Origin of the sequence: Ensifer adhaerens, assembly GCF_028993555.1 — a bacterium.
In the GTDB taxonomy this organism is placed as follows: Bacteria; Pseudomonadota; Alphaproteobacteria; order Rhizobiales; family Rhizobiaceae; genus Ensifer; species Ensifer adhaerens_I.
Genome location: NZ_CP118611.1, coordinates 2,129,264 through 2,153,366, shown reverse-complemented (window position 1 = coordinate 2,153,366; position 24,103 = coordinate 2,129,264). Strand labels below are relative to the sequence as shown.

Here is a 24,103-nt window from a genome sequence, read left to right as displayed (position 1 = left end):
ACGAGATGATCTACGATTACATCATCGTCGGCGCCGGGTCGGCGGGCTGCATTCTTGCGAGCAGGCTTAGCGAAAATGGGCGTCACAAGGTGCTTTTGATCGAGGCCGGCGGCAACGACAACTCCTTCTGGTTCAAGATCCCGGTTGGCTACGCCCGCAGCTACTACAATCCTGAGGTCAACTGGATGTATTCGAGCGAGCCAGAGGCCGCACTGCAGGATCGCAGCATCTACGTGCCGCGCGGCAAGGTCCAGGGCGGCTCGGGTTCGATCAACGCGATGATCTACGTGCGCGGCGCGCGCGACGATTTCGACGACTGGAAAGCGGCCGGCAATGCCGGCTGGGGCTATGACGATGTGCTGCCCTATTTCCGGCGCCTGGAAACCCATGCGCGCGGATCGTCCGAATGGCATGGCGGCGACGGCCCGATCCACATCACCCCGATGCGCGGCATGACGCATCCGATCACCGATGCCTTTCTCGAAAGCTGCGGATCGCTGCAACTGCCGCTGAATGAGGATTTCAACGGCGCCTCGATCGAAGGCGCCGGCGTCTACGACGTCAACACCAACAATGGCCGCCGTTCGCATTCGAGTGCCGAGTATTTGCGTCCGGCGCTCAAGCGACCCAACCTGACGATCGAGCGCTACGCCCAGGCCGAGCGGCTGGTCTTTGGGGATGACGGGCGCGTGACCGGCGTCGATGTCGTCCAGAGCGGTGTCCGCCGGCGCTTTACGGCGGGGCGCGAGGTCATCCTGGCGGCCGGTGCCGTCGGCAGCCCGCAACTGCTGCAGGTCTCGGGTGTCGGCGACAGCAAGGCGCTGTCCTCGCTCGGGGTCAAGACGCAGCGGCATTTGCCGGCCGTTGGGCAGAACCTCCAGGATCACCTCTGCGCCAGCTTCTACTATCGGGCCACCATCCCGACCCTCAATGACGAGTTCGGCAGCCTGTTCGGCCAGATGCGGCTCGGCCTGCAATATCTGCTCACCGGCAAGGGCCCGCTCTCGATGAGCGTCAATCAGGCCGGTGGCTTCTTCCGCGGCAGACCTGACGAAGAGCGGCCGAACATCCAGCTCTATTTCAATCCGCTCTCCTATCGCATCCCCAAAGATCCGAAGGCGGGGCTGAAGCCGGAGCCCTATCCCGGCTACCTGATCTGCTTCAATTCCTGTCGACCGACGAGCCGCGGCAGTATTTCGATCGCGTCAGGCGACCCCGCGCAAAAGCCGCTGATCCGGCCGAACTACCTGACGACCGACCGAGACGTCGACGAAGTGCTGCAGGGAAGTCGACTGGTACGGCGGATCGCGTCGGCCTCGGCGCTCTCTTCGCTGACGGCGGAAGAGATTTCGCCAGCGCCGCGGGTTGAAAGCGACGACGACCTGATAGAGTACTTCCGCGAAAATTCCGGCTCGATCTATCATCTCTGCGGCACCTGCGGCATGGGGCCGGATCAATCGAACTCGGTGGTCGACAACCGCCTGCGCGTCCACAGCGTTCCGGGTCTGCGCGTCGTCGACGCCTCGATCTTCCCCAACATTACGGCCGGCAACATCAACGCGCCGACGATGATGGTTGCCGAGAAAGGCGCCGATCTCATCCTGGCGGACGCGGCCTGACGAGAACCGAATGGTTCCCCGGTCCGCTGGTCTGCGAACCCGACGCAGGCGCCGGTCATTGATGCAAGTGCTGCGATTGGTCATGTGTGAATTGCCATCGCCGATCGAGCACGGCTATACTTCGCAGACTTCATAGCTGCCCACAATCAGTGCTTGCCTGGTCGAAAGATTGTTGCCGTCGCGCTTGGCGCGGTGGAGGGTGTCCGTGCTGCGGCCGTCGGCAAACACTGCGAGCAACGCCTGCGAGGGAGAGAAGCATGCGCAGTTCCCGCTTGAAGAGCCTGTCTGTCACCGTTTTTGTTTCGTTGAGCCTGGTGCCATGGAGCGCGCAGGCGGCCTCGCCGGAACCGGTGAAGGCCGAGCACGGCATGGTGGTCACCGCCCAGCACCTGGCATCGGATATCGGCGTCGCCGTCCTGAAGAGCGGCGGCAATGCGGTGGATGCGGCGGTCGCCGTCGGCTACGCGCTCGCCGTCACCTATCCGACCGCCGGCAATATTGGCGGCGGCGGCTTCATGACGATCCGCTTCAAGGATGGCAAGACGACCTTCCTTGATTTCCGCGAGCGGGCGCCGCAAGCGGCAACCAAGACCATGTATCTCGACGACAAGGGCAATGTCGTCGACGGCCTGAGCACCGAGGGTTATCTCGCCGTCGGCGTGCCCGGCCCGGTCATGGGGTTCGAAGCCGCACGCAGCCGTTACGGCACGAAGCCGCTTGCCGAACTGATCGCGCCGGCGATCGCGCTTGCCAGGGACGGTTTCGTGCTGGAGCAGGGCGATGTCGATTCCTTTGACGGCGAGACCGACAGGCTCGCCAAGGATCCGGCCGCCGCCGCGATCTTCCTCAAGGACGGCAAGCCCTTCGTCGTCGGCGAGAAACTGGTTCAGACGGACCTTGCCGCATCACTATCCAGCATCGCCGAGAAGGGAACCGATGCCTTCTACAAGGGCGCGATCGCCGATGCGATCGTCAAGGCGAGTGCCGATAAGGGCGGCATCCTGGCGAAAGCGGACTTCGAACGTTATGCGGTGCGCGAACTGGAGCCAGTCAAGTGCAACTATCGCGGCTATGACATCGTCTCCTCGCCGCCACCGTCGTCCGGTGGCGTGATCATCTGCGAAATCCTCAACGTGCTCGAAGGCTATCCGCTATCCTATATGGGCTACGGCGCCGCGGACACGGTTCACGCGATGATCGAGGCGATGCGCCACGCCTATGTCGACCGCAACACCTCGCTCGGTGATCCCGATTTCGTAGAGAACCCGGTCGCCAAGCTCACCGACAAGGCCTATGCGAAGGAAATCCGCGGCAAGATCGATCCGTTCCGCGCCGGCGTCTCGCAGGCGCTGATCCCCAAGGGCTTCGGCGAAAGCAAGGAAACGACGCACTATTCGATCATCGACGACGAGGGCAATGCCGTTGCCGTCACCTATACGCTGAACGGCTCCTTCGGCGCTGGCGTGGTGGCGCCTGGAACCGGCATCCTGCTCAACAACGAGATGGATGATTTCACCGCCAAGCCCGGCGTGCCCAATCTCTACGGGCTCGTGCAGGGTGAAGCGAATGCGATCGCGCCCGGCAAGACGCCGCTGTCGTCGATGAGCCCGACGATCATCTCCAAGGACGGCAAACCCTTCATGGTGATCGGCAGCCCCGGCGGCGCGCGTATCATCACCATCACGCTCGAGGCGATCCTCAACGTCATCGATCACGGCATGAACATTCAGGAAGCGGTCGATGCGCCGCGCATCCACCACCAATGGCTGCCGGACAAGGTGTTCATGGAACCCTATGCGCTTTCGCCCGATACCCGCAAGCTGCTGTCGGCGATGGGCCACAATGTCCAGATCGACGAAAACTGGACCATCTGGGGCCAGGCAACCGGCATCCTCGTCGGCGGCGAAAGCCTCTCCGACATCGAGGCCGGCGGCGGCGCCCGCTACAACGGCGCGGTTGACAGCCGTATCGGCGCAGGCGCTGCGCGCGGCTACTAGAGTTCGACGTAGCGGATGGCCAGACGGCGCTTCGGCCCCCCTTGAAAGCTGCGGTCCGCCGGTCCGCAGCGCGCTTTTGCGCGTGCGATCACCGGATGCTCGCGCGAAAAAGATTTGAAAGCGGTTTCGGTTGAATTTATTATAGTTTCCAGAGCGTGCGCCGCACGCGGTCGTACGCTTTGATCAAGCTTCATTCGTGGAGGTTGTCATGGCACTGATGGAAGGAAAGAAAGCGCAGGACTGGATCAATCTGGTTCTCGCCATCTGCCTGTTCGTCTCCCCCTGGATCATGGGCTTCGTTGTCGAGAGCGTTCCGGCTTGGAACGCTTGGGCCGCCGCCGTCGTGCTCGGCGTTCTGGCGATCGCAACGCTTGCCATGTTTGCGGAATGGGAGGAATGGGCAAGCCTCATCGTCGGGCTCTGGCTGATCGCTTCCCCCTGGCTGCTCGGCTTCTCGACCAGCGCCAATCCCATGTGGACGCATGTCGTCCTCGGGGCATTGGTGACTGCGCTCGCGATCTGGTCGGTCTGGGACGAACGGCAGCACCCGCATGCGCATGCATGATGATGAGCAGAGAAGGTCGCGGCCCGGCGCCGCAGCTCCGGGCCGCGAACAGAGGGCGTAATGTCGGTGCAATCTCGAGTTTGCAGCTTCACTCGGATTGAGAGCAAATCCTGAAAACGTGTAGAACGATCCTCTTTCAGATTTGCGTGATTTCAAAAAGTTTGATCCCTTCGAACGTGTCCGAGCGAGGCCCGACGATGCACCGCGCATTCAATCCAGCCCTATGGTGCCGCCGGTGAGGAAACTATGGCCTCGATCCCTCAAACAGCGGTTGATCGCTCAGCTTCTCGTTCTCCAATTGGCGATACTGCTGGCTTTCGGACTTTCCTTCGTAAGCCTCCTGGTTCTTGCTGACGAGGGCGGTGTGCTTGTCAGCCCCGCACCGGTCGAGGCCGCATTTGACGCGATCCGCAGAGGCCCGGATGGCAAACTCGTGCTCGCAAAGACCGAGGAGATGGGCGACGTTTATGCCAGGCATCCGGACTTTTGGTTCATCGCGCGCAATGACCATGGAGAGATTGTGCAGGTCGGCAACATCCCCGCGATCTATCGGGGTATGAGCGAGAACCTCGGCAAGATGACCTATTCGGACATTCGCGATGCGGGTGATCCATCGCCTTATCTCGCCGTTCTCCGGCGCCGGTCGAACGCGGACGGGGATTTCACCGTGTTTGGGCAAGGCGAGCTTATGAGCCAGTCGGCCCTCATCCTGCAGTTTTCGCGCTTTTCCCTCGCGCCGATGCTGGTCCTCCTTGCTCTGGTGACAATCGCCGGCGTGCCGTGGATCGTCAATCGGGCCAGCCGGGACATTTCGGACCTCGCGCGCGAAACCCAGGAGATCGATATCGATCGGCGCAGCTATCGGCTGCCCGAAACGGCCATTCCCAATGAGGTGCGGCCGCTCGTGCGGGGCATGAACGATGCGCTCCATCGGCTCGATCAGGCCTATGGCCGTCACCAACGCTTCATCCTTGATGCGGCCCATGAGTTGCGCACACCAGTCGCCATCCTGCAGGCACGGCTGGATTCGCTTGGCGCCGGGCCCGACCGCGACCGGCTCATCGCCGATTGCGAAAGGATATCGGCGCTGGCCGAGCAATTGCTCGATCTGCAGCGGCTGGAAGCCGATGCCAAGCCGTTCGCCGCGGTGGACCTCGTCGAGCTGTGCCGCGACATTGCCGCCGACCTTGCGCCGCTGGCGATCGATGAAGGCTACGAATTCTCCTACGAGCCGGCGGTGCAACGCTCGCTCGTTCAGGCGGACGCGCCATCTCTCAGGCGTGCCGTCATCAACCTGGTACAGAATGCGATCGAGCATGCCGGCAACCGGGGGACAATCGTCGTCCGGGTGGAGCGCCAGGGAGTGATCGAAATCTGTGACGACGGTCCGGGCGTTCCCGAGGCGGAGCGCGAGCGGATATTTGAGCCATTTTACCGGCTGAAGCCGCGGGATCGCGGTGCGGGCTTGGGTCTCAATCTCGTGCTGCAGATTGCACGACGGCATGGCGCGCAGATGACCGTTCTGAGTTCGCCGAGCGGCGGCGCGTGCTTCCGCATGGCTTTTGGTGGCGAGGTCGCGGAAGCAGGCCTTGCCATCCGACGAGCCGCAGAAGTCTCTGGCGACAAAAGCTGATTGTTGGTGACATCGCTGGTCATGGAACGGCCGCACACCACCTGGTCCGCGCATCCCGGCACAAAATTGGATAATACCAATAAAGCACCAATCAGCAACTGTCTCGAAGCGTTGGCGCAACTTGCATGCGCTATCTGTAAGAAATGTAATATAATTTATCCATATTTCGGGCGAGGTAGCGCGCAGTTCCATCGCCACGCAGTAGACAGGTGGTCATGTTTTGGTATTGCTGATGTTGGCCGCATATCGATTGGGCCAGATCGGAAGTGATTACGGAACGTTTATCTGCCCGAGGGCGAGCAAGCCTGCGGGCAACCGGAAAACTGGGAGATATCAATGAAGCCGAGTTCCATTCTTGCCCTTTTGACGGGCTCGACCGTGTTTGCATCGGACGTTCCGCGTCCGACAAAGGCGGGCGGCGCGAGACGCAGACTGCTTGCAGTGTTGACAGCAACGGCGTGCCTTATCTCGGCCGCTCCAGTCGGCGCCTTCGATCAGACCAATGCTGCGCGCATCAAGCAGTTGGTCGACACTGGCATGCAGTATTACTGGTCGGGAGGCGACGTCAAAAAGGCCGAAGCCGAAGTCTTCAAGGGCATCACCCTGCACGGCAAGTATGATGTCGTGGAGGCGGCTTTCAAGGAAGCATCGACTTTAGCGCCTAAGCGCCTGGATTTTCAGTATGCCGTGGCCTCAACCCAGATCATCCAGAAGAAGCTCGACGAGGCGCAGACCACGTTCCAGGGCATCCTTGAGAAGGAGCCGACCGCATTCGACGCGCAAAGCTGGCTGGAGGCAATTGCCCGCATCCGTGGCGACGAGACCGGCGCGGCACTCGCCCATCAAGCGCTCGCAGGTCTCGATCGCGAGCGCGCGGAGGAGTATCGGAAGCGCTTCGTTCGCGCAGAACAGATCATGGCCGAGAAGCCGAGCTTCGATATCCCGACGGTGTCCGGCAAGGTCGTGGTGGTCGCCTTGGGATACGCGCTGGCGGATGACGGCACCGCGCAGCAGACCTTGCTCGACCGCCTCGAAGCAACATTGAAGGCTGCTGAGGCCAATCCGACGGCACTGGTGATGGTGAGTGGCGGCGTGCCGAAGAACGGCGTAACCGAAGGCGACGTGATGTCGAAGTGGCTGGTCGACAAGGGTGTCAGCCGTGATCGCATCATCATCGAAGACAAGTCGAAAGATACGATCGGCAATGTGATCAATGCCGCCAATCTGCTGGTGCGGCATCAGGCTGATACCGTGATCCTGGTGACCAGCTCCAGCCACATGCGCCGTGCCCGCACCGTGATGGAAGACGCATTGAAGCAGCGCGATCTCCCAGCGGCGGTCGTGCCGGTGAATGCGCTGGACGCGCCAACCCAGGACGAAGCTGCAAAGGTCGGGCCCGACGAGCGGTTGGTCATCTACCGTGATCTGATGCGCGTTTCGGGCGTATGGGCCTATCCGGGGCTCCAGCAGTAGTTACCGGAGCACCTCAAGATTCCTTGAAGCCCGCGCGCCCCAACCCATTACAGGGCGCGCGAACTGTCGGCGAGCGGATCCATTTTCACGCCACAAGAGACGCTTGCCTTGCCCGTCGTGATCGAGAATTTCCAGCGTATGAAGGGCCGATCACTCGCGTGTGCCTGCCCAGGCCGAGACGACCTGGTCGCGCCCAAAATGGCTTCAGCGGAACCTGCACCGAAAGGTCGGCTATCTTGTCGTTTCAGACCAAGGCCAATCCTGCTGCGAGCCGCGCGGCGCTTTCCGGGTCGTGAGCCGGTAGCAGGATCGTCGGTTCGTCTGCAGCAAACCGGCGGATCGCGCGCAATGTCGCAAGCGCGGTTGCCGGATCGTTCGTGACGCCATCCGTCCGTTCTGCCAGTAGGTTTTCCTGCGAATAGGTGGCGTCGCCGGCGAGGAAATAGGTGAACTCATCGCCGCGCACGAGCACGGCAACGTGGCCTGCGACATGTCCTGGTGTCGGCACAAGCAGGATCCGTCCATCGCGGGTGATCGGGTGCGAGGCGGCGAAGGGGCCGACGGGCGGGCCATCCATGTCCACGAGCTCCGGCCGCAGCCAGATCGGCCAGCGTTGTGGCAGGCAGCCGGTCATCATGCCTCTGAGGCCGATCGATACGGCATAGTTGGCACGTGGGCCGATAATCCGGCTGCGCGGAAAGTGATCGAGCCCTCCGGTGTGGTCGTGATGGAAGTGGGTGAGAATGACGGTACCGATGTCTTCGGCCGGATCGAGCCCCATTGCGAGCAGCCGTGAGCCCACCTCTTCGTGGGGCGCAACGCGGATCTGCACCTGCTTGTAGAACGGGTTCCAGCCCGGAAGGTAGCCCGGCACCGAGTTGCGCCAGGTATCGCCGGTATCGACGAGAAAGCGGCCTTCCGGATGCTCGATCAGGAAGCACAGGATGGGCAAGGGATCGATCCAGTGTGGGTCTCGGAAGATGTCGATCTTGCGGCCGATGGCGCCGCGGCCCTCGCGTCCCGTGCGCTGGGCCGACTTCATCCGGGCCTTGCCCGTTTCGATTGCCGTCACTCTGATCATGGTCGCCTCCATAAAAAGAACGGTCATTCGTTTTAATATTTTCTGCGCCTCTTTAAAAGAGGGAGCGTTCGTTTTATTTTAAGCGAATGCCGAAGATATCAGATGACAAGCGCGCCGCCCGAAGGGCTCAAATTCTCGAAGCAGCCTGGATCTGTTTTCAGAAGGATGGGCTGCACGCCACGACGATGGACCACATCATCCGTGCGTCCGGCCTGTCGGCCGGCGCCGTTTATTCCTACTATCCGAGCAAGGAGGAATTGATCCTCGCCGCGGTCACGACATCTTTGTCCGGCCTTTCGGCGATCGTCGCGCCGTTTTTGCATGCCGACCCGGCGATGAGCCCCAGCCAACTCGTCGGCAAGATTGCCGAGGCCATCGATAGCTTTTCCAGCCGGGATGGCTTCGATCTGAAACGCATCGCCCTGCTTGGCTGGAGCGAGGCGCAACGGAGTGACCACCTTCGGGCAACGATGAAGCGCTTCTACGTCGATTTTCGCAGCGACCTGGCCGGGGCGCTGAAGCGTTGGCGTGACGACAGAACCGGTGTGCAGCATGATGTGGACACGGAAATGGCTGCGGCATTGCTGTCATTTGTGCTCGGCTATGTCGTCCAGTCCGCGGTCATCGGTGACGTGTCGTCCCAAGACATGGTCCGCGGACTTGCGCAGTTGGAACGGGCTGTGGTTTAAGATCTCGGCTCCTCCGGCGCCGGCATTCCGGCCAGCGGCGGGCCGGAACGGGCCGTTTCCTTTGAACAACAATTTAACGCTTCACACCGGCCCTGCTTTGTCCTAGAAGGCGCCCCGTAAATCCGGTCGCAGCCTACCCGGTCAAAACAAGGACACCTATCATGAAGACGATCGTCATCTGCTCCGGCGGATTGGACTCGGTATCGCTTGCCCACAAGGTCGCCGCCGAGCACGAACTCATTGGCCTGCTCTCCTTCGACTACGGACAACGGCACCGCAAGGAATTGGACTTTGCCGCCGCCTGCGCAACGCGGCTTGGCGTTCCCCATCAGGTCATCGATATCCGCCCGATCGGCGCCCACCTCACCGGATCGGCGCTGACGGACGATGTCGATGTGCCCGACGGCCACTATGCCGAGGAAACGATGAAGGCGACGGTGGTTCCGAACCGCAACGCCATCATGCTCGCCATCGCCTTCGGGCTGGCGGCAGCGCAGAAAGCGGATGCGGTGGCCGTCGCCGTGCACGGTGGTGACCACTTCATCTATCCCGATTGCCGCCCCGGTTTCATCCACGCCTTCCAGACGATGCAGAACCACGCGCTCGAAGGCTATGCCAACGTCGCGCTCTACGCGCCCTATGTGACGATTTCGAAGGCGGATATCGTCTCGGACGGTGCAAGCCATGCGACGCCGTTCGAGGAGACCTGGTCCTGCTACAAGGGTGGCGTGAAGCATTGCGGCCGCTGCGGCACCTGCGTCGAGCGGCGCGAGGCCTTCCATCTCGCGGGTGTCGCGGACCCGACCGACTATGAGGATCCGGATTTCTGGGTCGCCGCGACGTCGGCCTTTGCGGCTGAGGAGGTGAAGTGATGTTTCGGATCACCAAGGAATTCCATTTCTCCGCCTCGCACCAGCTGAAAAGCCTGCCCGCGGAACATCAATGCGCGCGGCTGCATGGCCACAACTACATCGTCGAGGTCGAGCTTACGGGTGCGGAACTCAACGAACATGGCTTCGTTCGCGACTACCACGAGCTTTCGCCGCTGAAGCGCTACATTGACGAGAGCTTCGATCATCGCCACCTCAATGACGTCCTCGGTCACGATCGGGTGACGGCCGAATGTCTGGCGAAGCATTTCTACGACTGGTGCAAGGCACGACTGCCGGAGACCTCGGCTGTCCGCGTCAGCGAGACGCCGAAGACCTGGGCGGAATACCGGCCATGACCGGGCCTGCAGAAACACGAATCCGCGTCAGTGAAATCTTCGGGCCGACGATCCAGGGCGAGGGCATCCTGATCGGTCTGCCGACCGTGTTCGTGCGCACGGGCGGTTGCGACTATCGCTGCAGTTGGTGCGATACGCTGCACGCGGTCGACAGCGAATATCGCGACCAATGGCTGCCGATGACGGTGGAGGAGATCTGGCGGGAAGTCCTCACTCTCTCCGGCGGCAAGCCGCTGACGGTCTCGCTGTCCGGCGGCAATCCGGCGATCCAGCCGCTTGGCCCCCTGATCGCCCGCGGTCGAGAGGAGGGTTACCGTTTTGCACTCGAAACGCAGGGCAGTATCGCCAAGGGCTGGTTCGTCGATCTCGACGTCCTGGTGCTGAGCCCGAAGCCGCCGTCGAGCGGCATGGAGACCGACTGGAACGCCTTCGACGACTGTCTTCGCATGGCGGCGGGCGGGCCTGAGATCGCCCTGAAGATCGTCGTCTTCGACGAGCGCGACTATGCCTATGCCCGTGATGCCGCGTCGCGCTACCCGGATCTGCCGCTCTACCTGCAGCCGGGCAACCATACACCGCCACCGCCGGATGACGACGATGCAAAGGTCGATATCGACGGTATCATCGACCGCATGCTCTGGCTGGTCGGCAAGGTGACCGAGGACCGCTGGTTCGAGGCACGTGTACTGCCGCAACTGCATGTGCTGCTCTGGGGCAACAGGCGGGGGGTGTAGCAGGCGCGCTGTTGCCGTCCGTCGACAAGCGCCTTGGCGCTTGGATCGCCAATCGGCGGCGGCTATGGTCTTCGGATCGAGACCGATGAGGAGCGTCATGCAGCTGAAGACGAAACGGGTTTACGAGCCGAAGGCAGAGGGCGAGGGGATGCGCATCCTCGTTGATCGCTTGTGGCCGCGCGGTCTCACCAAGGCGGAAGCCGCGGTCGACCTGTGGCTGAAAGAGATAGCACCGACGACGGAACTGCGCCGCTGGTTTCACGCTGGTGAAGGCAGCTGGGAAGAGTTTCGCGAGCGCTACCTTGCCGAGCTCGACAGAAATCCGGCGGCCGTCGATATGTTGCGGCAACGCATTGCTGAAGGCGCCGTGACCTTGCTCTACAGCGTGAAGGATGAGGCTCGAAATCACGCGGCGATCCTCAAGGACTACATCCTGACGCACCGATAGACGGGGTATCAGGCCCGCGTCGTATCGCTGCCCTCCAAGGTGTTGCCGATGCGCGCAGTGATCCGGCGCCAGTCGCCCTCGAAAGGCAAGCCGAAGACATCTGTCAGGATATGTTCGATTGAAGGTACATCGAGTTCGTAGCGCGCGATGGTGCCGTTCTTGTCACGGATCGTCAGCCGGTTTCCGAACAGGATCTGGCGCGCCTCTCCGGTGGTCAATGTCACCAACAGGGTCTGCCGGAAAAGCGATTGCGGATCCGTGGATGTCGCGATGTTCGCGAACCGATACGCGTCCTCTGCGCAAATCCGCGGTGACACTTCGTAGACCGGGACCCAATCGCGACCAAGTTGGGCTTCAAGCAAATAGCCATTGAGCGTCCGGCTGAGGCGGAACGGCTCATGCGGTGTCGGCTGTGCCGTGGTCCTGTCGAAACGCAGCGGCGCGGTTGGCACGCAACTGCCGAAACCGACATCGACGAGATAGCCGACACTGTCCACGAAGACGCGGAGCGCCATGTGCGACCATCCGGGCGGCGGCGCATCGGGCTCGCGCATCCAAAGGACGCGGGCCATCAAAGGTTCCACCCGATATCCGAGCGACGTGAGCACACGCTGCAACAGGCCGTTCTGTTCGAAGCAATAGCCGCCACGCCTGCGGTCGATGAGTTTTGCGTCGACCGCCGTCGGCGACAAATCGACCGGCCGTCCGAGCAGCACGTCGATGGCCTCGAAAGGGATCGACGCTGCATGGCGTGCGATGATCGCGCCAAGGGTTACCAGGTCTGGTGAGAGCGGCCCGGCATGTCCGATACGGGCGAAATAGCCATCAAGGTCGACGGCAGACAAGGCGTTCGGCATGTCCTACAGGCTCCGGTAGATCGCGTCGCGCAGTTCGATCGGGAAACGTCCGATCATGCCCTCAAAGGCGGTGTTGGTGAGCGCGACGACTGTCAGGCCGCGGGCCGGGTCGATGAACCACGTGTGGCCGTAGGCTCCGTCCCATTGCAGCGTGCCGGGCGACTGCGGCGTGCCGGCCATTTCGGGCTCGACAAGGACGGCACCGCCGAAACCGAACTCCCACCCGGCGCCGGCGGCCAATCCGCCGGTCCTTGCCTGAATGTCGAACATCGAGCGGGTGCTGGGGGCGTCAAGCACCGGCGAATGTCCGGTTCTGAGGCTGTCGAGAAGGCGGATCACGTCGCCTGCGGTGCCTGCCATGCCGGCACCGCCAGAGGGAAAGGCCCGAGGATTGAAGATTCGGCCGGGTGAGAAGCGGACGGGATTGCCGAAGAAGGGAACCGCATCATCGCCAACGAGCCGCCGCGGCCGCGGCGACGCGTCGCCATAGTGGGCCACGAGCCGGCGCGGATCGGTCACGGAAAAGGCGGTGTCGTTCATCCCCATCGGGCCGGTCACGAGCGCAGCGATCGCCGCCGGCAGCTTTGATCCTGTCGCCTCCTCGATAACTGCGCAGAGCACGTCGAGGCCCATCGAATAGCCCCAGCCTTGTCCGGGCCGATAGGACAGCGGGATGTCGTTGAGCTTACCGATCAGGGCAGCGAGGTCATCCTCCGTGTCGTCGAGACCGCTGCTGATCGCGTGCCGGTGGTAGGGTCCATCGCCCTGTTCCATGAACACGTAGCCAAGGCCGGCGCTGTGCGTCAGGAGTTGGTGGACGGTGATCCGAGGCTTGCTGCCGTCCGGCAGGCGCGGTCTGAAAGCGGGCAGCCACCCCGACACGGCGTCGTCGAGACCGATTTTGCCGCTTTGCACCAGATTGAGAGCGGCGACCGTGACGATCGGCTTTGCGACCGAGGAAAGCAGGAAGATGCTGTCGCCGGTCATCGGCCGGTCGGCTTCGCGGTCGGCGAGGCCGGCGGCCCGTTGGTAGGCTGGCTCGCCGTCGATGAGGATCTCGACGACCGTGCCGACGATACGCTGTTCGCCGAGTGCTTCGGCAATCACGCGGTCGAGTTCGGCCTTTAGCCGGTTCCGGCGCTTCGATCTCCATTGCCTTGTCGCGATTGCATCCATGTTCGCCTCCCGCTTCTGCAAACTGAAGCCCGATCGGCGCTTCGGGGCGACGACGGGTTCGCGACAATGGCAATCCCGATCGCATCGAAAGTCGATTGGCTGTCCATGTATGGGAGGCATACGTTCCTGGACGAGGCGGCTGGCGCCCTGCGCCGCTAGAAACGGCGCGACAGCGTCGGATGGAGTCGGGTTGATGAACAAAAACGATCTGGGATTTGCCGGGAAAGTCGCCTTGGTCGCGGGCGCCAGCAAGGGGATCGGCGCGGCCACAGCCCGCGCCTTCGCAAGGGCCGGAGCGTCCGTTGTCGTTCTCTCCCGTTCGCAGGCGGCGGTCGAGGCGCTGGCGGTCTCCATCCGTGAGGCGGGTGGCGACGCACTGGCGATCGCGGCTGATGTCGGTGACGAGATTGCGATGGAGCAAGCGCTTGCGCGTGTGATGCGGCACTATGGCCGGCTGGACGCCGCCTTCAACAATGCCACGGACGGAACCATGCCGGCGCCGCTTGCCGATCTCGACATTGACGGTTTCGATCGCGGCATCCGCACCAACATTCGCGGCACCTTCCTCGGTATGCGTTACCAGATCGAGGCGATGACAGCGGGAGGCGGTGGCGTGATCGTCAATATGGCGTCCGTCGCCGGCATCAACGGCACGTCCGGGCTTTCCGCCTATGTCAGCGCAAAGGCAGGTATCATCGGGCTGAGCAAGGCTGCAGCACTCGATTACGCCGATCAAGACATCCGGATCAATGTCATCGCGCCCGGGCCGATCCTTACCCACCATCTCGAGGCTGCCGGCGCGGAAATCCAGCGGCAAGCGGCACTTTCGACGCCGATGCGCCGCCTCGGCCGGGTGGAGGAGGTGGCGGCAAGCGTGCTCTGGCTCTGCTCCGACGAGGCGAGCTACATCACCGGCGTGGTGCTGCCGATCGACGGGGGCATGACGGCGGGCACGAAAGTGCCTATGAATTACCGCCAAGGCGAACCGCCTCGACCGGCTGAACCCTGAGGTGCCTGTGGACTGGGAAGAACTCCATCTTGTTCAGATGCTCGCACGCCACGACTCGCTGAGCGCAGCGGCGCGGGCTCTGGGCACGACCCAGCCGACACTCAGCCGTCGCCTCGACGCGTTCGAGCAGAAAGCGCAACAGAAGCTGTTCGAGCGTCAATCAACCGGCCTTGTGCCGACGGCGGCATGTCTCTCCATCCTGTCGGCTCTCGAGCAGATGGAGGCGGCGGCGCTTTCGGTCGAGCGTCGCCTGGCTGCGCAGGACGATGCGCTCAAGGGCACCGTGACCGTGACCAGCCTCGACTGGCTCGGAGATTACCTGCTCGCGCCGATGCTCACCAGATTTGCTGCGACCCATCCCGGTGTCACCATCCACCTGTTGAATGACGGCCGGCGCTTCAACCTGTCCCGGCGCGATGCCGATATCGCCTTCCGTTTCGGCGGCTTCGACCAAAACGATACCGTCGAGCGCAAGGTTGCCGATATCCGCTACGGCCTGTTTGCCAGCCAGGCCTATCTCGATCGCTTCGGCCATCCGAACGCCACAGGTCGCGGTCACGCCATTGTCGAACTGGCCGAGATGCCGGTGCGGGTCTCGCTCTCGACCTGGCTGAAAGACCGGTTGCCGGAAGCCAGGATAATGTTGCGCGCGAACTCGATCCGTTCGCAACTGAGCGCAGTCGAAACCGGCGCGGCTCTGGCGACGCTTCCGTGTTACCTTGCGGCCGACCGGGACGGCCTCGTGCCGATCGATCTCGGCGTTGCCCCGCCGCTGCTGTCGTTGAAGCTCGGCGTGCACCAGGAAACGCGCAATCTCCCGCGCGTGCGCAAACTCATCGACTTCGCCGCCGCGGAGTTTGCCGGCCTGCGACCGAAACTCAATCCGCCGAACTGATGCGGCCGTACCGCTGGGCCAGTGGCTGCGAGGTACGGTCCCGACGCTTGCAACGAAAACGCGAAAATATCTTCACCGTCGATGTCGGGATGGAATCTCGCCGCACGTCTTAATCTCGAAGGCGGTTCTGGACCGCACTGACAACAAGGAGATTGAGAATGTTTCGTACTGCTCTGATCGCAGGCGCCTTGCGCATGTCCGGCACCGCCCTTGCCGAGGCTGAGACCGTCGAAGTCAACGGCATGAAGATGTACTACGAGGTCTCGGGCGAGGGTGAGCCGCTGGTCGTGCTGCACGGCGCCTACATGAACATTCCCTCGATGGGCGCGATCATTCCGAAGCTGGCCGAAACCCACAAGGTCTATGCCGTCGAGTTCCAGGGCCACGGCCGTACGAACGACATCGACCGGCCGATCACCTATCCGAACCTCGCCGACGACGTCGCGGCCTTCATGGATGCCGTGAAGCTGGAGAAGGCCGATGTCTTCGGCTACTCCATGGGGGCCGCTGCCGGCCTGCAGCTGGCGATCCGCCACCCGGAGAAGGTGAACAAGCTCGCCGCCGCATCGGTGGCCTACGATGCCGAAGGCTGGCAGCCGGAGTTCAAGGCGGTGATCCCGCAGATGACGGTCGAGATGCTCGTCGGCCTGCCCTTTGCCGAGGATTATCGCAAGCTCGCCGTCGATCCCAATGGCTTTCCGGAACTGGCGCGAAAGCTGATCCAGCTCGAAAAGGAACCGATGGCCTGGGAGGCCGACGTCAAGACGCTGAAGGCGCCGGTGCTGATCATCGCCGGTGACGCCGATGTGGCGACGCTCGAGCACAATGTCGCGCTCTTCCGCCTGCTCGGCGGCGGCGCCATGGGCGACATGGGCAAACCGCTCTCGGCCTCGCGTCTTGCCATCCTGCCGGCCACGTCGCACACCGCCGTCATCAACCAGACGGAACTGCTGGAGGCATTCATCGAACCCTTCCTGAAGGGCGAGACGCCGAAGGGCATGTTCCCGTAACAGACACCTGGCGGCGCCACCTTATGGATGGCGCCGTCTCTTTTTGGTTCCGAGAAGCGGCCTTAGCGCAGACGCCGGCCATCGGCGTCAAACACCAGAGCGACCGTGGGATCGAAACGGGCGGCGATGGCATCGCCGGATTTCAAGCCGCGGCCGTTCTTCGTTTCGATGATGATCAGTTCGCCTTCGCCGTGCCGGGCATAGGCAAAAGTCTCGCCACCGAGATGTTCCAACATGTCGATCGTCAGGTCGAGACTTGCCGAACCGGCGTCGCCGAAATGCTCGGGGCGAATTCCGATCGTCACTGTGCTTCCGGGCGTTGCATCCTTGACCCTTACCGGAATGATCGCGTTGCCCAAATCGGGCAGGCGGACCTCGGTTCCGCCAGTTTCGACGATCCCTTTGAGAAAATTCATCTTCGGCGAACCGATGAAACCGGCGACGAAGAGATTGGGGATCGTCGTAGAGGTCGAGTGGCGAGCCGACCTGTTCGACCACGCCGCCGCGCATGACCACGATCTTGTCGGCGAGTGTCATCGCCTCGACCTGGTCATGGGTGACGTAGATGATCGTGGTCGCGAGCTTCTTGTGAAGCCTGGCAATCTCGATGCGCATGTGCACGCGCAGTTCGGCATCGAGATTGGACAGCGGCTCATCGAAGAGAAAGATCCTCGGGTGGCGCACGATCGCCCTGCCGATCGCCACGCGCTGGCGCTGACCGCCGGAAAGCTGCTTCGGCTTGCGGTCGAGCAACGGCCCAAGCTCGAGGATGTTCGCCGCTTCGCCGACGCGTTTTTCGATCTCGGCCTTCGGCACGCCGGCAAAACGCAATGCAAAGCCCATGTTTTCCCGGACCGTCATGTGCGGGTAGAGCGCATAGGACTGGAACACCATGGCGATGCCGCGCTTCGAGGGATCGACATCGTTCATCCGCTCGCCGCCGATCGTGAGATCGCCTGATGTGATCTCTTCGAGACCGGCGATCATTCGGAGCAGGGTCGACTTGCCGCAACCGGATGGGCCGACGAAGACGACGAACTCGCCGGACTTGATGTCGAGGTCGACGCCCTTGATGACCTCGAAGCCGCCATAGGATTTTCTGACGTCGCTGAGTTGCAGTTCGCTCATGCGGCCGCCGCCTCCTGCGTCGCCGCCGTCAGTTCCAGTCTCACGGTTCCGAGCCGGGTCGAAGTCACCGCGACGGCGATGCCGCCGGCAGTGCCCGTCGTTTCGAGCCAGAAGCCGGTCGAGCCGCCCTGGAAGACGAGGCGCTCGGGCCCGAGCAGGCGGGCAGGGCCTGTGACCGTCACGTCGACCGCGTCGTTAAGGAACGGCAGGACGTTGCCGACCTGATCGAGGGCGCGGACGATCACGCGCACGCTGTCACGGCCTTCGGCCTGAAGCACTGTGTTGTCGGCGGCGACGTCGAGCGTCGTCGGTACCGGATCGGCGACCATGCGCAGATGGGCGGCGGCTTCGCCGTCGATGAAGCCGGTGAACTCTGCATTCTCCCACTTCATGCCCCAGACGCCGAGTTCGTCCTTGGTGAAGTGACGATGGTCGATGACGACGGGCGGATGCGGCAGATGCGGGAAGTTCTCGCGGTCGGGGCCGACGCGCTTGACGAGCGAGCCGTATTTCAGCTCGACCTCATCGCAATTGGTCAAGACGATCAGCGGCAGCACGCCGCCGATGTTGCGTTCGCCGCGCGCCCAGAAGGTCACCGGCTTCATCAGCACCTCCTCCGACGGCGCGCACTGGCTGGCGTAGACATAGGCTGCGAATTTCGGCTGGCGGAACATGTCCATGACGCCGTGATAGCAGATCCGGTCGCCGGAACCGAAGTCCTTGTGGGTGTTGTAGTCGAACATGCACCAGCCGACGGCGCCGGAGATGTTCGGATCGCCGTATGCCGCGTTGAGCACTTCAAGATGCCGGCGTACGTGCTCGGCCTGCCGCTGTTCCTGGTCGTAGATCTTCGTCGGATACATATGACCGCCGAATTCGGTGATCATGTAGGGCACCTTGCGATTGAGCCCGGTGCATTCCTGTTGCGGGCGCAGCGCCGTGCGCGGGCGGTTTGCACCCGGCAGTTCCTCGTTGCCGAGAATGAAGTCGTTCATGGTGTAGACGTCTTCGAGAAGCTCGCTGTCGGTGATGTAGCGCACGCCGCCGGTCTGGCGGGTCTGGTCGAGTTCGTGCGCCAGCCTGTTGGTTTCGACGTAGAAGTCGTGCGAGTCCTGCGATTCATTGATGCGCACGCCCCAGATGATGATCGACGGATGGTTCCAGTCGCGTTCGATCATGCGCCGGACGTTTTCGATCGCCTCCTGCTTCCAGGCCTCGCCGCCGATATGCTGCCAGCCTGGGATTTCCTCGAAGACCAACAGGCCGATGCGGTCGCAATGCTCGAGGAACCACTTGGACTGCGGGTAGTGCGAGGTGCGCACGAGGTTACAATGCAGCGTGTGCTTGAGGATCTCGGCATCGCGCTCCTGCGCGGTGCGGCCCATGGCGTAGCCGACATAGGGGTAGGCCTGGTGGCGGTTGAGGCCGCGGATCTTGAGCGGCCGGCCGTTGAGCTTGAAGCCTTCGATCGTGAATTCGGCCGTGCGGAAGCCGAAGCGGGACAACAGACGGTCGCTGCCGCGATCGCTGCGCAGCTGGACTTCGACCTCGTAGAGAACCGGGCTGTCGATGTCCCAGAGCGATAGTCCTGCAAGGCCGGTCATCTGCAGCGTGACGCTCTGACCGCGGGTTTCGCCGGCCGCCTCTGCCAGCACCTTGCCGTTGGCGTCCTTGAGCAACGCCGTGATCGTGCCGGCCAATGCGAGGTCTTGCGGGTTTGCGAGATCGCAGCGGATCGAGACCGACTTGGCGTCGCTCAGGGTATCGCGGGTCTCGATCTTGATGTTGGCGATCGACACGGCGTCGGTGATTTTCAGCCAGACGTCACGATAGATGCCGGCATAGGTGAGATAGTCGATGCGGCCGCCGAAGGGCGGGATCTCCGGATTTTCGCTGCCGTCGATTTTTACCGTGATCAGGTTGTCGCCTTCGCGCAGACTGTCGGTCAGTCGCGCCTCGAAAGGGGTATATCCGTCCTTGTGTGCGATGATCTCCTCGCCGTTGAGGTAGACGACCGCGTCCGCCATGGCTGCGTCGAAAACGAGCGAGACCTCGCGGCCATGAAACTCGCGGCGCCAGGTGAGCACCTTCTGATAGGTGAAGGCACGCTGATAGCTGGTTTCGTCGAAATAGTTGAACGGCAGTTCGACCGCATTGTGCGGCAGGCTGACGGCTTTGCCCGGCTGCAAGCGGCCGGCGTCGGCAGCCGCAAAGCCTTCGGAGAAAACCCAGGTGTCGTTGAATGAAGTAACAGAACGCATGATCATTCCTATTTGACTGAGCCCAGCATTCCCTGGACGAATTGGCGTTGCATGAAGAAGAAGACCGCGAGGGTGGGGAGTGTCGCGAGAATGGTGCCGACCATGACGACGCCGTAGTCGGGGTAGTAGGCGGAGGCGAGCGACGAGATGACAAGCGTGATCGTCTTCGTGTCGTTCGACTGCAGCACGATCAGCGGCCAGAGATAATTGTTCCAGGCGGTCATGAAGACGATGATGAAGGCGGCGGCATAGGTCGAGCGCATCACCGGCACGTAGATGAACAGAAAGATCTGCCATTCCTTCAGCCCGTCGACCTTGGCGGCATCGCGAAGTTCGGATGGGAACGCCTTGGTGGTCTGGCGGAAGTAGAAGACGATGAAGGCCGAGCCGATTGTCGGCAGTACGACCGCGAGGTGCGTGTTGATCAGCCCCGCCTTGCCCATCATGATGAAGAGCGGGATCATCAACGCCGCAAACGGGATCATCATCGTCAAGAGCAGAGCGCTGTAGATCCGGTCGCGGTAGCGCGAGCGGAACATCTCGAAGCCGTAGCCGGCAAGCGAGGAGACGGCGAGGGTGAGAATCGTCGCCAGAATGGCGATCTTGGCGGAGTTCCAGAAGACCAGCGGCGCGTTCACCTGGGTGAAGAAGGCGCTGACGTTGGTGGCAAGGGCGCTGCCCGGCATCATCTTGCCCTTGATGATGTCGATCGACGAATTGGTGGCGCCGAGCAGCATCCAGACGAAGGGAAAGATCGAGAGAAAGGCCATCAGCCCGACGAAGCCGTAGGTGAAGGCGGTGGTCGCGATGCGGGTGATTGGTGTGTTCATCGGTCGCGCTCCCTGGCCGCAAAGAACTGAACGCAGGCAAGCAGGGCGACGAGCACGACGATGACATAGGAGACGGTCGCGGCGTAGCCGAAGTTGGGCATGAAGCGGAAGGTCAGGTTGTAGATGTAGAGCGACAGCGTCAGCGTCGCGTTTGACGGCCCACCCTTGCCCTCGGTGAGGTTGTAGACTTCGTCGAAGAGCTGGATGGTGCCGATCGTGGAGATCACCGTCGTGAACAGGATCACGGGCTTCAAGAGAGGGACGGTGATGTGGGTGAAGCGAGCCCAGGCGGGAACGCCGTCGATGCGGGCCACCTCGTAAATCGACTTGTCGATGTTCTGCATCGCCGCGAGGTAGAAGATCATGTTGTAGCCGGTCCAGCGCCAGGTAATGGCGAGGATGACGAGCACCTTCGCCCAGAAGGGGTGTGTCAGCCACGGGATCGGCTCGCCGATGATGCCGATCGCTTCGAGCGTTGCGTTAACGATGCCGTCATGGGCAAACATGCCCTTGAAGAGGACCGAATAGGCGACAAGCGAGGTGACGCAGGGCAGGAAGATGGCGGTGCGGAAGAAGCCGCGGCCGACGAGCTTCGGATTGTTGAGCAGCGACGCCAGGATCAGCGCCAGAAGGATCATGATCGGCACCTGCACGACGAAATAGGTCAGCGTGTTGGTCAGTGCCTTTATGAAGACCGGATCGTTCCACAGACGGACGATGTTGGCGAAGCCGGCAAACTTCAGCATCATGCCGCGGCCGGACTGGAAGGACATCCAGAGCGACCAAAGGATCGGGTAGACCATGAACAGAGCGATCAGCCCGAGCGCCGGCGCAACGAAGAGCCAGCCATTGACGTTGTAGTATCGGCCGATGCCGCCGCGGCGTGCGAGAGCCATCATCATCCTCGTGGAAAGCGGGAGCCGTTGGCCGTGGCTTTGTTGCCACGGCCAGGTGCGGTCAGTCGCGGGAGCGATTACTGGATCTGCGCGCTGACTTCGGCGTCGATCGCCTTCAGCACCTCGTCAACCGGAGTCCCTTGCGTCAGGGCCGGCAATTGCGCGGTGACGGCTGTATCGGCCTCGTTGGTGAAGACGCCGTAATTGACCGAAGGAACCTTCGCGAGCCAGTCGGAGAAGTTCTGCCAGACCTTTTCGCCACCGAAGAAGGCATCGGCCTCGCCATAGGCTGCTCCACCGCGGGCGGCGAGCAGTGAGCCGACGGCACCGCGGTCCTGCAGGATCGTCTGATAGAAATCGACGTCCTTGGCATAGACTTCGTTGAGGAAATCGATCGCCTCTGCCTTCTCGGCCGAGCTTTCAAGTACGTACCAGCTCGAGCCACCGAGGTTCGATGCATGCGTCGCGCCGTCGATCGAGAGTGCCGGGATCGGCGCCACGCCCCACTTTCCGGACTGATCCGGCTGGGCCTTGACCGTGCCGGTGATCCAGACACCGGTGATCACGCTCGCCACATCGCCGGACGTGAAGGTGCCGACCCAATCCGACCAGCCGGCGGCCGGCTTGTAGATGTTGGCGGCCATGATCTTGTTGATCGTCTCCAGCGACGCCTTCAGCGCTGCGTTGCCGGTGATGTTGGGCTTTCCGTCCTTGTCGAAATACCATTGCCCGGCCGATTGCATGATGATGCGGACGAGTCCGGCGTCGGTCGGATCGAGCCCCATCATCTTCTTGCCGGTCTTGGCCTCGACTTGCTTGCCGATCTCGATGAAGCGGTCCCAGGTGATGCCCTGCATGTCCTCAGGCTTGAAGCCGGCCTGCTCCAGATAGTCCTTGCGATAATAGAGACCGGTGACGCCGGAATCGAACGGCATGCCGTAAACCTGGCCCTCCAGCGTCATCAGCTCGACCTTGTAGGGAGCAAAACCGGAATAATCGACGGTGCCGGAAAGCGGCGCGAAGGCGCCGGGGAAGGACTGCAGGTATTTCTGCGCGCCATAATCCTCGATCAGGACGATGTCCGGCAGCGCATCCGCCGTACCGGACGAAAGGCCGGTCTGCAGCTTCTGCTCGACGTCGGCCTTGGCGAAATCGACGATGTTGAAGGTGACGTCCGGGTGCGTCTTGGTATAGCGCGCGCCGGCTTCCTTCATGATCGCGACGTTGAAGTTCGGGTCCCAGCACCAGACGGTGATTTCCTTGGCTTCGGCGGCCGTCACGGCCAGCAGGCTTGCGCCGGCAAGAGCCATGCTTGCGAAGCGCGGCAGATACGTAGTCACGTTCATTGGTTCCTCCCTCGAACTCGTTCCCCGAGACGTTCCTCTTCGTCTCGGCCGGGAGTATTTCGCAAAATTCCGAAGAAGGCAATATTTCAGTAAATTTTTACCACCGTGTTTTTGCCGGACTGTTTTACTGGTCTATGACGGCAGCCGCGCTGGCCGTACTGCCGCGCCAGACCATCTCGGTTCCAAGGATCACCTTCTTGGCGACGTCGCGTCCGGTCAGGCGCTCGACCAAGAGGTCGACGGCGGTCTCGCCGATCACTTCGGCCGGGATCTTGACGGTGGAAAGCGGTGGGCCGAGAAACTGCGCGACGGGGATGTCGTTGAAGCTTGCCACGGCGACATCGTCAGGGATTCGAAGGCCCATCTCATGAATGGCGCGGTAGGCGCCGATCGCCATGTTGTCGTTGCAGGTGACCAGGATCTTGGGCGGATTAGGCTTCGACAGCATCGCCTTGGCGAGCGTGTAGCCGCTGTCCGGCGTCAGCTTCTCGACCATGCAGAGTTCCGGATCGTAGAGGCCGGCCTTGGTCATCCAGTGGATGAAGGCGCGGCAACGGCGCTCGGAATGAATATCGTCCTTGTCGCGGAAAGCATCGATCCAGCCGAGAAAGCCGATGCGGCGGTAACCCATGCCGTAGACGCCTTCAAGCAGGCGGTTCATCGCGATGGAAACGTCGCTCATCACGCTGTCGTCGACATCGTCGTCGGGGGCGAAATCGGCAAAAACCAGGTGGCGGCTGTGCCGCCGCAGCCAGTGGACCTCTTCGCCATAGTGGTGGCCGACGGCCACGACGCCGTTGGCACCCTGCAGGATTGCCGCCTCCGGCAGGTTGCCATTGTGGAAGACCTTGACCACCTCGATCTTCAGCGCCTGGCAACGGTTCTCGATCCCGAGCCGAACGCCAACGTAATACGGGTCGATCAGTTCCTGGGCTGGCTGAAGGAAATGCACCAGCGCGAATTTCAGGCCTTGCATCGGCCCGGCACCGCGCCCGCGGTTGCGGGGCGTCGCATAGTTCAGCGCCTCGGCGGTCTCGATGATCGCCTGCCGCTTCTTGGTGGAGATAGAAAGCGTCGGATCGTAGTTCAGCACTCGTGAGACGGTTGCCGAAGAGACCCCGACAGCCGAAGCGATTTCCTTGATTGTTACCATGTCCAACGTCCTGCCAGCCGCCATCAGCCCCATTTCAGGCGCGGCGCAATCTTTATTTAGTAAAATTTTGCTTCG

General features: G+C 62.3%; 21 protein-coding genes and 2 pseudogenes. 14 read left to right on the top strand and 9 right to left on the bottom strand.

Going from position 1 to position 24,103, the window contains the following annotated elements; all coding sequences use genetic code 11:
• Positions 1-5: 5 nt before the first annotated feature.
• From PWG15_RS29890 to PWG15_RS29870, 5 genes are all read left to right on the top strand, one after another.
• Complete coding sequence (locus PWG15_RS29890) at positions 6-1,619, top strand: GMC family oxidoreductase (protein ID WP_275025157.1); 1,614 nt, start codon at positions 6-8, stop codon at positions 1,617-1,619.
• Positions 1,620-1,876: 257 nt separating this feature from the next.
• Positions 1,877-3,616 (top strand): gamma-glutamyltransferase, encoded by a 1,740-nt coding sequence (gene ggt, locus PWG15_RS29885; protein WP_275025156.1) that lies wholly within the window; start codon positions 1,877-1,879, stop codon positions 3,614-3,616.
• A gap of 208 nt (positions 3,617-3,824) precedes the next feature.
• Positions 3,825-4,181 carry an SPW repeat protein gene (locus tag PWG15_RS29880; RefSeq protein ID WP_275025155.1) on the top strand — a complete coding sequence of 119 codons (357 nt, stop codon included), beginning with the start codon at positions 3,825-3,827 and terminating at the stop codon, positions 4,179-4,181.
• Between the two features lie 298 nt (positions 4,182-4,479).
• Positions 4,480-5,814, top strand: a complete 1,335-nt coding sequence (locus PWG15_RS29875; RefSeq protein ID WP_275025154.1) for a sensor histidine kinase — start codon at positions 4,480-4,482, stop codon at positions 5,812-5,814.
• 336 nt (positions 5,815-6,150) lie between these two features.
• A complete protein-coding gene (locus tag PWG15_RS29870) occupies positions 6,151-7,287 on the top strand; it encodes a YdcF family protein (RefSeq protein ID WP_275025153.1) in 1,137 nt (378 codons plus the stop codon).
• Between the two features lie 244 nt (positions 7,288-7,531).
• On the opposite strand, the gene PWG15_RS29865 is transcribed toward PWG15_RS29870, so the two are convergent.
• Positions 7,532-8,368: an N-acyl homoserine lactonase family protein gene (locus tag PWG15_RS29865; RefSeq protein ID WP_275025152.1), complete on the bottom strand. Its 837-nt coding sequence runs from the start codon at positions 8,366-8,368 to the stop codon at positions 7,532-7,534.
• An 86-nt stretch (positions 8,369-8,454) separates the two neighbouring features.
• Here PWG15_RS29865 and PWG15_RS36495 point away from each other — a divergent pair.
• From PWG15_RS36495 to PWG15_RS29840, 6 genes and pseudogenes are all read left to right on the top strand, one after another.
• A pseudogene (locus PWG15_RS36495) lies at positions 8,455-8,580 on the top strand (TetR family transcriptional regulator); the annotation flags it as partial.
• A gap of 45 nt (positions 8,581-8,625) precedes the next feature.
• On the top strand, positions 8,626-9,057 hold the full coding sequence (locus PWG15_RS29860; protein ID WP_275027261.1) for a TetR family transcriptional regulator C-terminal domain-containing protein: 432 nt from the start codon (positions 8,626-8,628) through the stop codon (positions 9,055-9,057).
• A gap of 161 nt (positions 9,058-9,218) precedes the next feature.
• Entirely contained in the window at positions 9,219-9,929 is a 711-nt protein-coding gene (gene queC / locus PWG15_RS29855; RefSeq protein ID WP_275025151.1) for a 7-cyano-7-deazaguanine synthase QueC, read from the top strand.
• Positions 9,929-10,285 carry a 6-carboxytetrahydropterin synthase QueD gene (queD, locus tag PWG15_RS29850; RefSeq protein ID WP_275025150.1) on the top strand — a complete coding sequence of 119 codons (357 nt, stop codon included), beginning with the start codon at positions 9,929-9,931 and terminating at the stop codon, positions 10,283-10,285. The genes queC and queD overlap by 1 nt, the downstream gene beginning before the upstream one ends.
• Entirely contained in the window at positions 10,282-11,019 is a 738-nt protein-coding gene (gene queE, locus PWG15_RS29845; RefSeq protein WP_275025149.1) for a 7-carboxy-7-deazaguanine synthase QueE, read from the top strand. Before queD ends, queE begins: the two co-directional genes overlap by 4 nt.
• A 97-nt stretch (positions 11,020-11,116) precedes the next feature.
• Positions 11,117-11,467 carry a DUF488 domain-containing protein gene (locus PWG15_RS29840; protein ID WP_275025148.1) on the top strand — a complete coding sequence of 117 codons (351 nt, stop codon included), beginning with the start codon at positions 11,117-11,119 and terminating at the stop codon, positions 11,465-11,467.
• Between the two features lie 8 nt (positions 11,468-11,475).
• Here PWG15_RS29840 and PWG15_RS29835 read toward each other — a convergent pair whose 3' ends face one another.
• Both PWG15_RS29835 and PWG15_RS29830 read right to left on the bottom strand, forming a co-directional pair.
• Positions 11,476-12,324 carry an arylamine N-acetyltransferase family protein gene (locus PWG15_RS29835; RefSeq protein ID WP_275025147.1) on the bottom strand — a complete coding sequence of 283 codons (849 nt, stop codon included), beginning with the start codon at positions 12,322-12,324 and terminating at the stop codon, positions 11,476-11,478.
• Between the two features lie 3 nt (positions 12,325-12,327).
• Positions 12,328-13,500 (bottom strand): serine hydrolase domain-containing protein, encoded by a 1,173-nt coding sequence (locus PWG15_RS29830; RefSeq protein ID WP_275025146.1) that lies wholly within the window; start codon positions 13,498-13,500, stop codon positions 12,328-12,330.
• Between the two features lie 193 nt (positions 13,501-13,693).
• On the opposite strand from PWG15_RS29830, the gene PWG15_RS29825 reads away from it, so the two are divergent.
• The 3 genes from PWG15_RS29825 to PWG15_RS29815 all read left to right on the top strand — a co-directional run bounded on the left by PWG15_RS29825 (position 13,694) and on the right by PWG15_RS29815 (position 16,414).
• The gene (locus tag PWG15_RS29825; protein ID WP_275025145.1) at positions 13,694-14,509 is read left to right on the top strand and encodes an SDR family NAD(P)-dependent oxidoreductase; all 816 of its coding nucleotides are present in this window, start codon (positions 13,694-13,696) and stop codon (positions 14,507-14,509) included.
• A gap of 7 nt (positions 14,510-14,516) precedes the next feature.
• A complete protein-coding gene (locus PWG15_RS29820; protein WP_275025144.1) occupies positions 14,517-15,404 on the top strand; it encodes a LysR family transcriptional regulator in 888 nt (295 codons plus the stop codon).
• A 158-nt stretch (positions 15,405-15,562) separates the two neighbouring features.
• Positions 15,563-16,414 carry an alpha/beta fold hydrolase gene (locus tag PWG15_RS29815; protein ID WP_275025143.1) on the top strand — a complete coding sequence of 284 codons (852 nt, stop codon included), beginning with the start codon at positions 15,563-15,565 and terminating at the stop codon, positions 16,412-16,414.
• A gap of 62 nt (positions 16,415-16,476) precedes the next feature.
• Here PWG15_RS29815 and PWG15_RS29810 read toward each other — a convergent pair.
• The 6 genes and pseudogenes from PWG15_RS29810 to PWG15_RS29785 all read right to left on the bottom strand — a co-directional run bounded on the left by PWG15_RS29810 (position 16,477) and on the right by PWG15_RS29785 (position 24,028).
• Positions 16,477-17,542: pseudogene (locus tag PWG15_RS29810) on the bottom strand (ABC transporter ATP-binding protein).
• Positions 17,539-19,803, bottom strand: coding sequence for a glycoside hydrolase family 2 protein (locus PWG15_RS29805; protein ID WP_275025142.1), 2,265 nt, complete (start codon positions 19,801-19,803; stop codon positions 17,539-17,541). The pseudogene PWG15_RS29810 and the gene PWG15_RS29805 overlap by 4 nt, the downstream one beginning before the upstream one ends.
• Before the next feature lie 8 nt (positions 19,804-19,811).
• The gene (locus tag PWG15_RS29800) at positions 19,812-20,633 is read right to left on the bottom strand and encodes a carbohydrate ABC transporter permease (RefSeq protein WP_275025141.1); all 822 of its coding nucleotides are present in this window, start codon (positions 20,631-20,633) and stop codon (positions 19,812-19,814) included.
• On the bottom strand, positions 20,630-21,529 hold the full coding sequence (locus PWG15_RS29795) for a carbohydrate ABC transporter permease (RefSeq protein WP_275025140.1): 900 nt from the start codon (positions 21,527-21,529) through the stop codon (positions 20,630-20,632). Before PWG15_RS29795 ends, PWG15_RS29800 begins: the two co-directional genes overlap by 4 nt.
• 77 nt (positions 21,530-21,606) lie before the next feature.
• The gene (locus PWG15_RS29790; RefSeq protein WP_275025139.1) at positions 21,607-22,875 is read right to left on the bottom strand and encodes an ABC transporter substrate-binding protein; all 1,269 of its coding nucleotides are present in this window, start codon (positions 22,873-22,875) and stop codon (positions 21,607-21,609) included.
• 124 nt (positions 22,876-22,999) lie between these two features.
• On the bottom strand, positions 23,000-24,028 hold the full coding sequence (locus tag PWG15_RS29785; RefSeq protein ID WP_275025138.1) for a LacI family DNA-binding transcriptional regulator: 1,029 nt from the start codon (positions 24,026-24,028) through the stop codon (positions 23,000-23,002).
• Positions 24,029-24,103 lie beyond the last annotated feature (75 nt).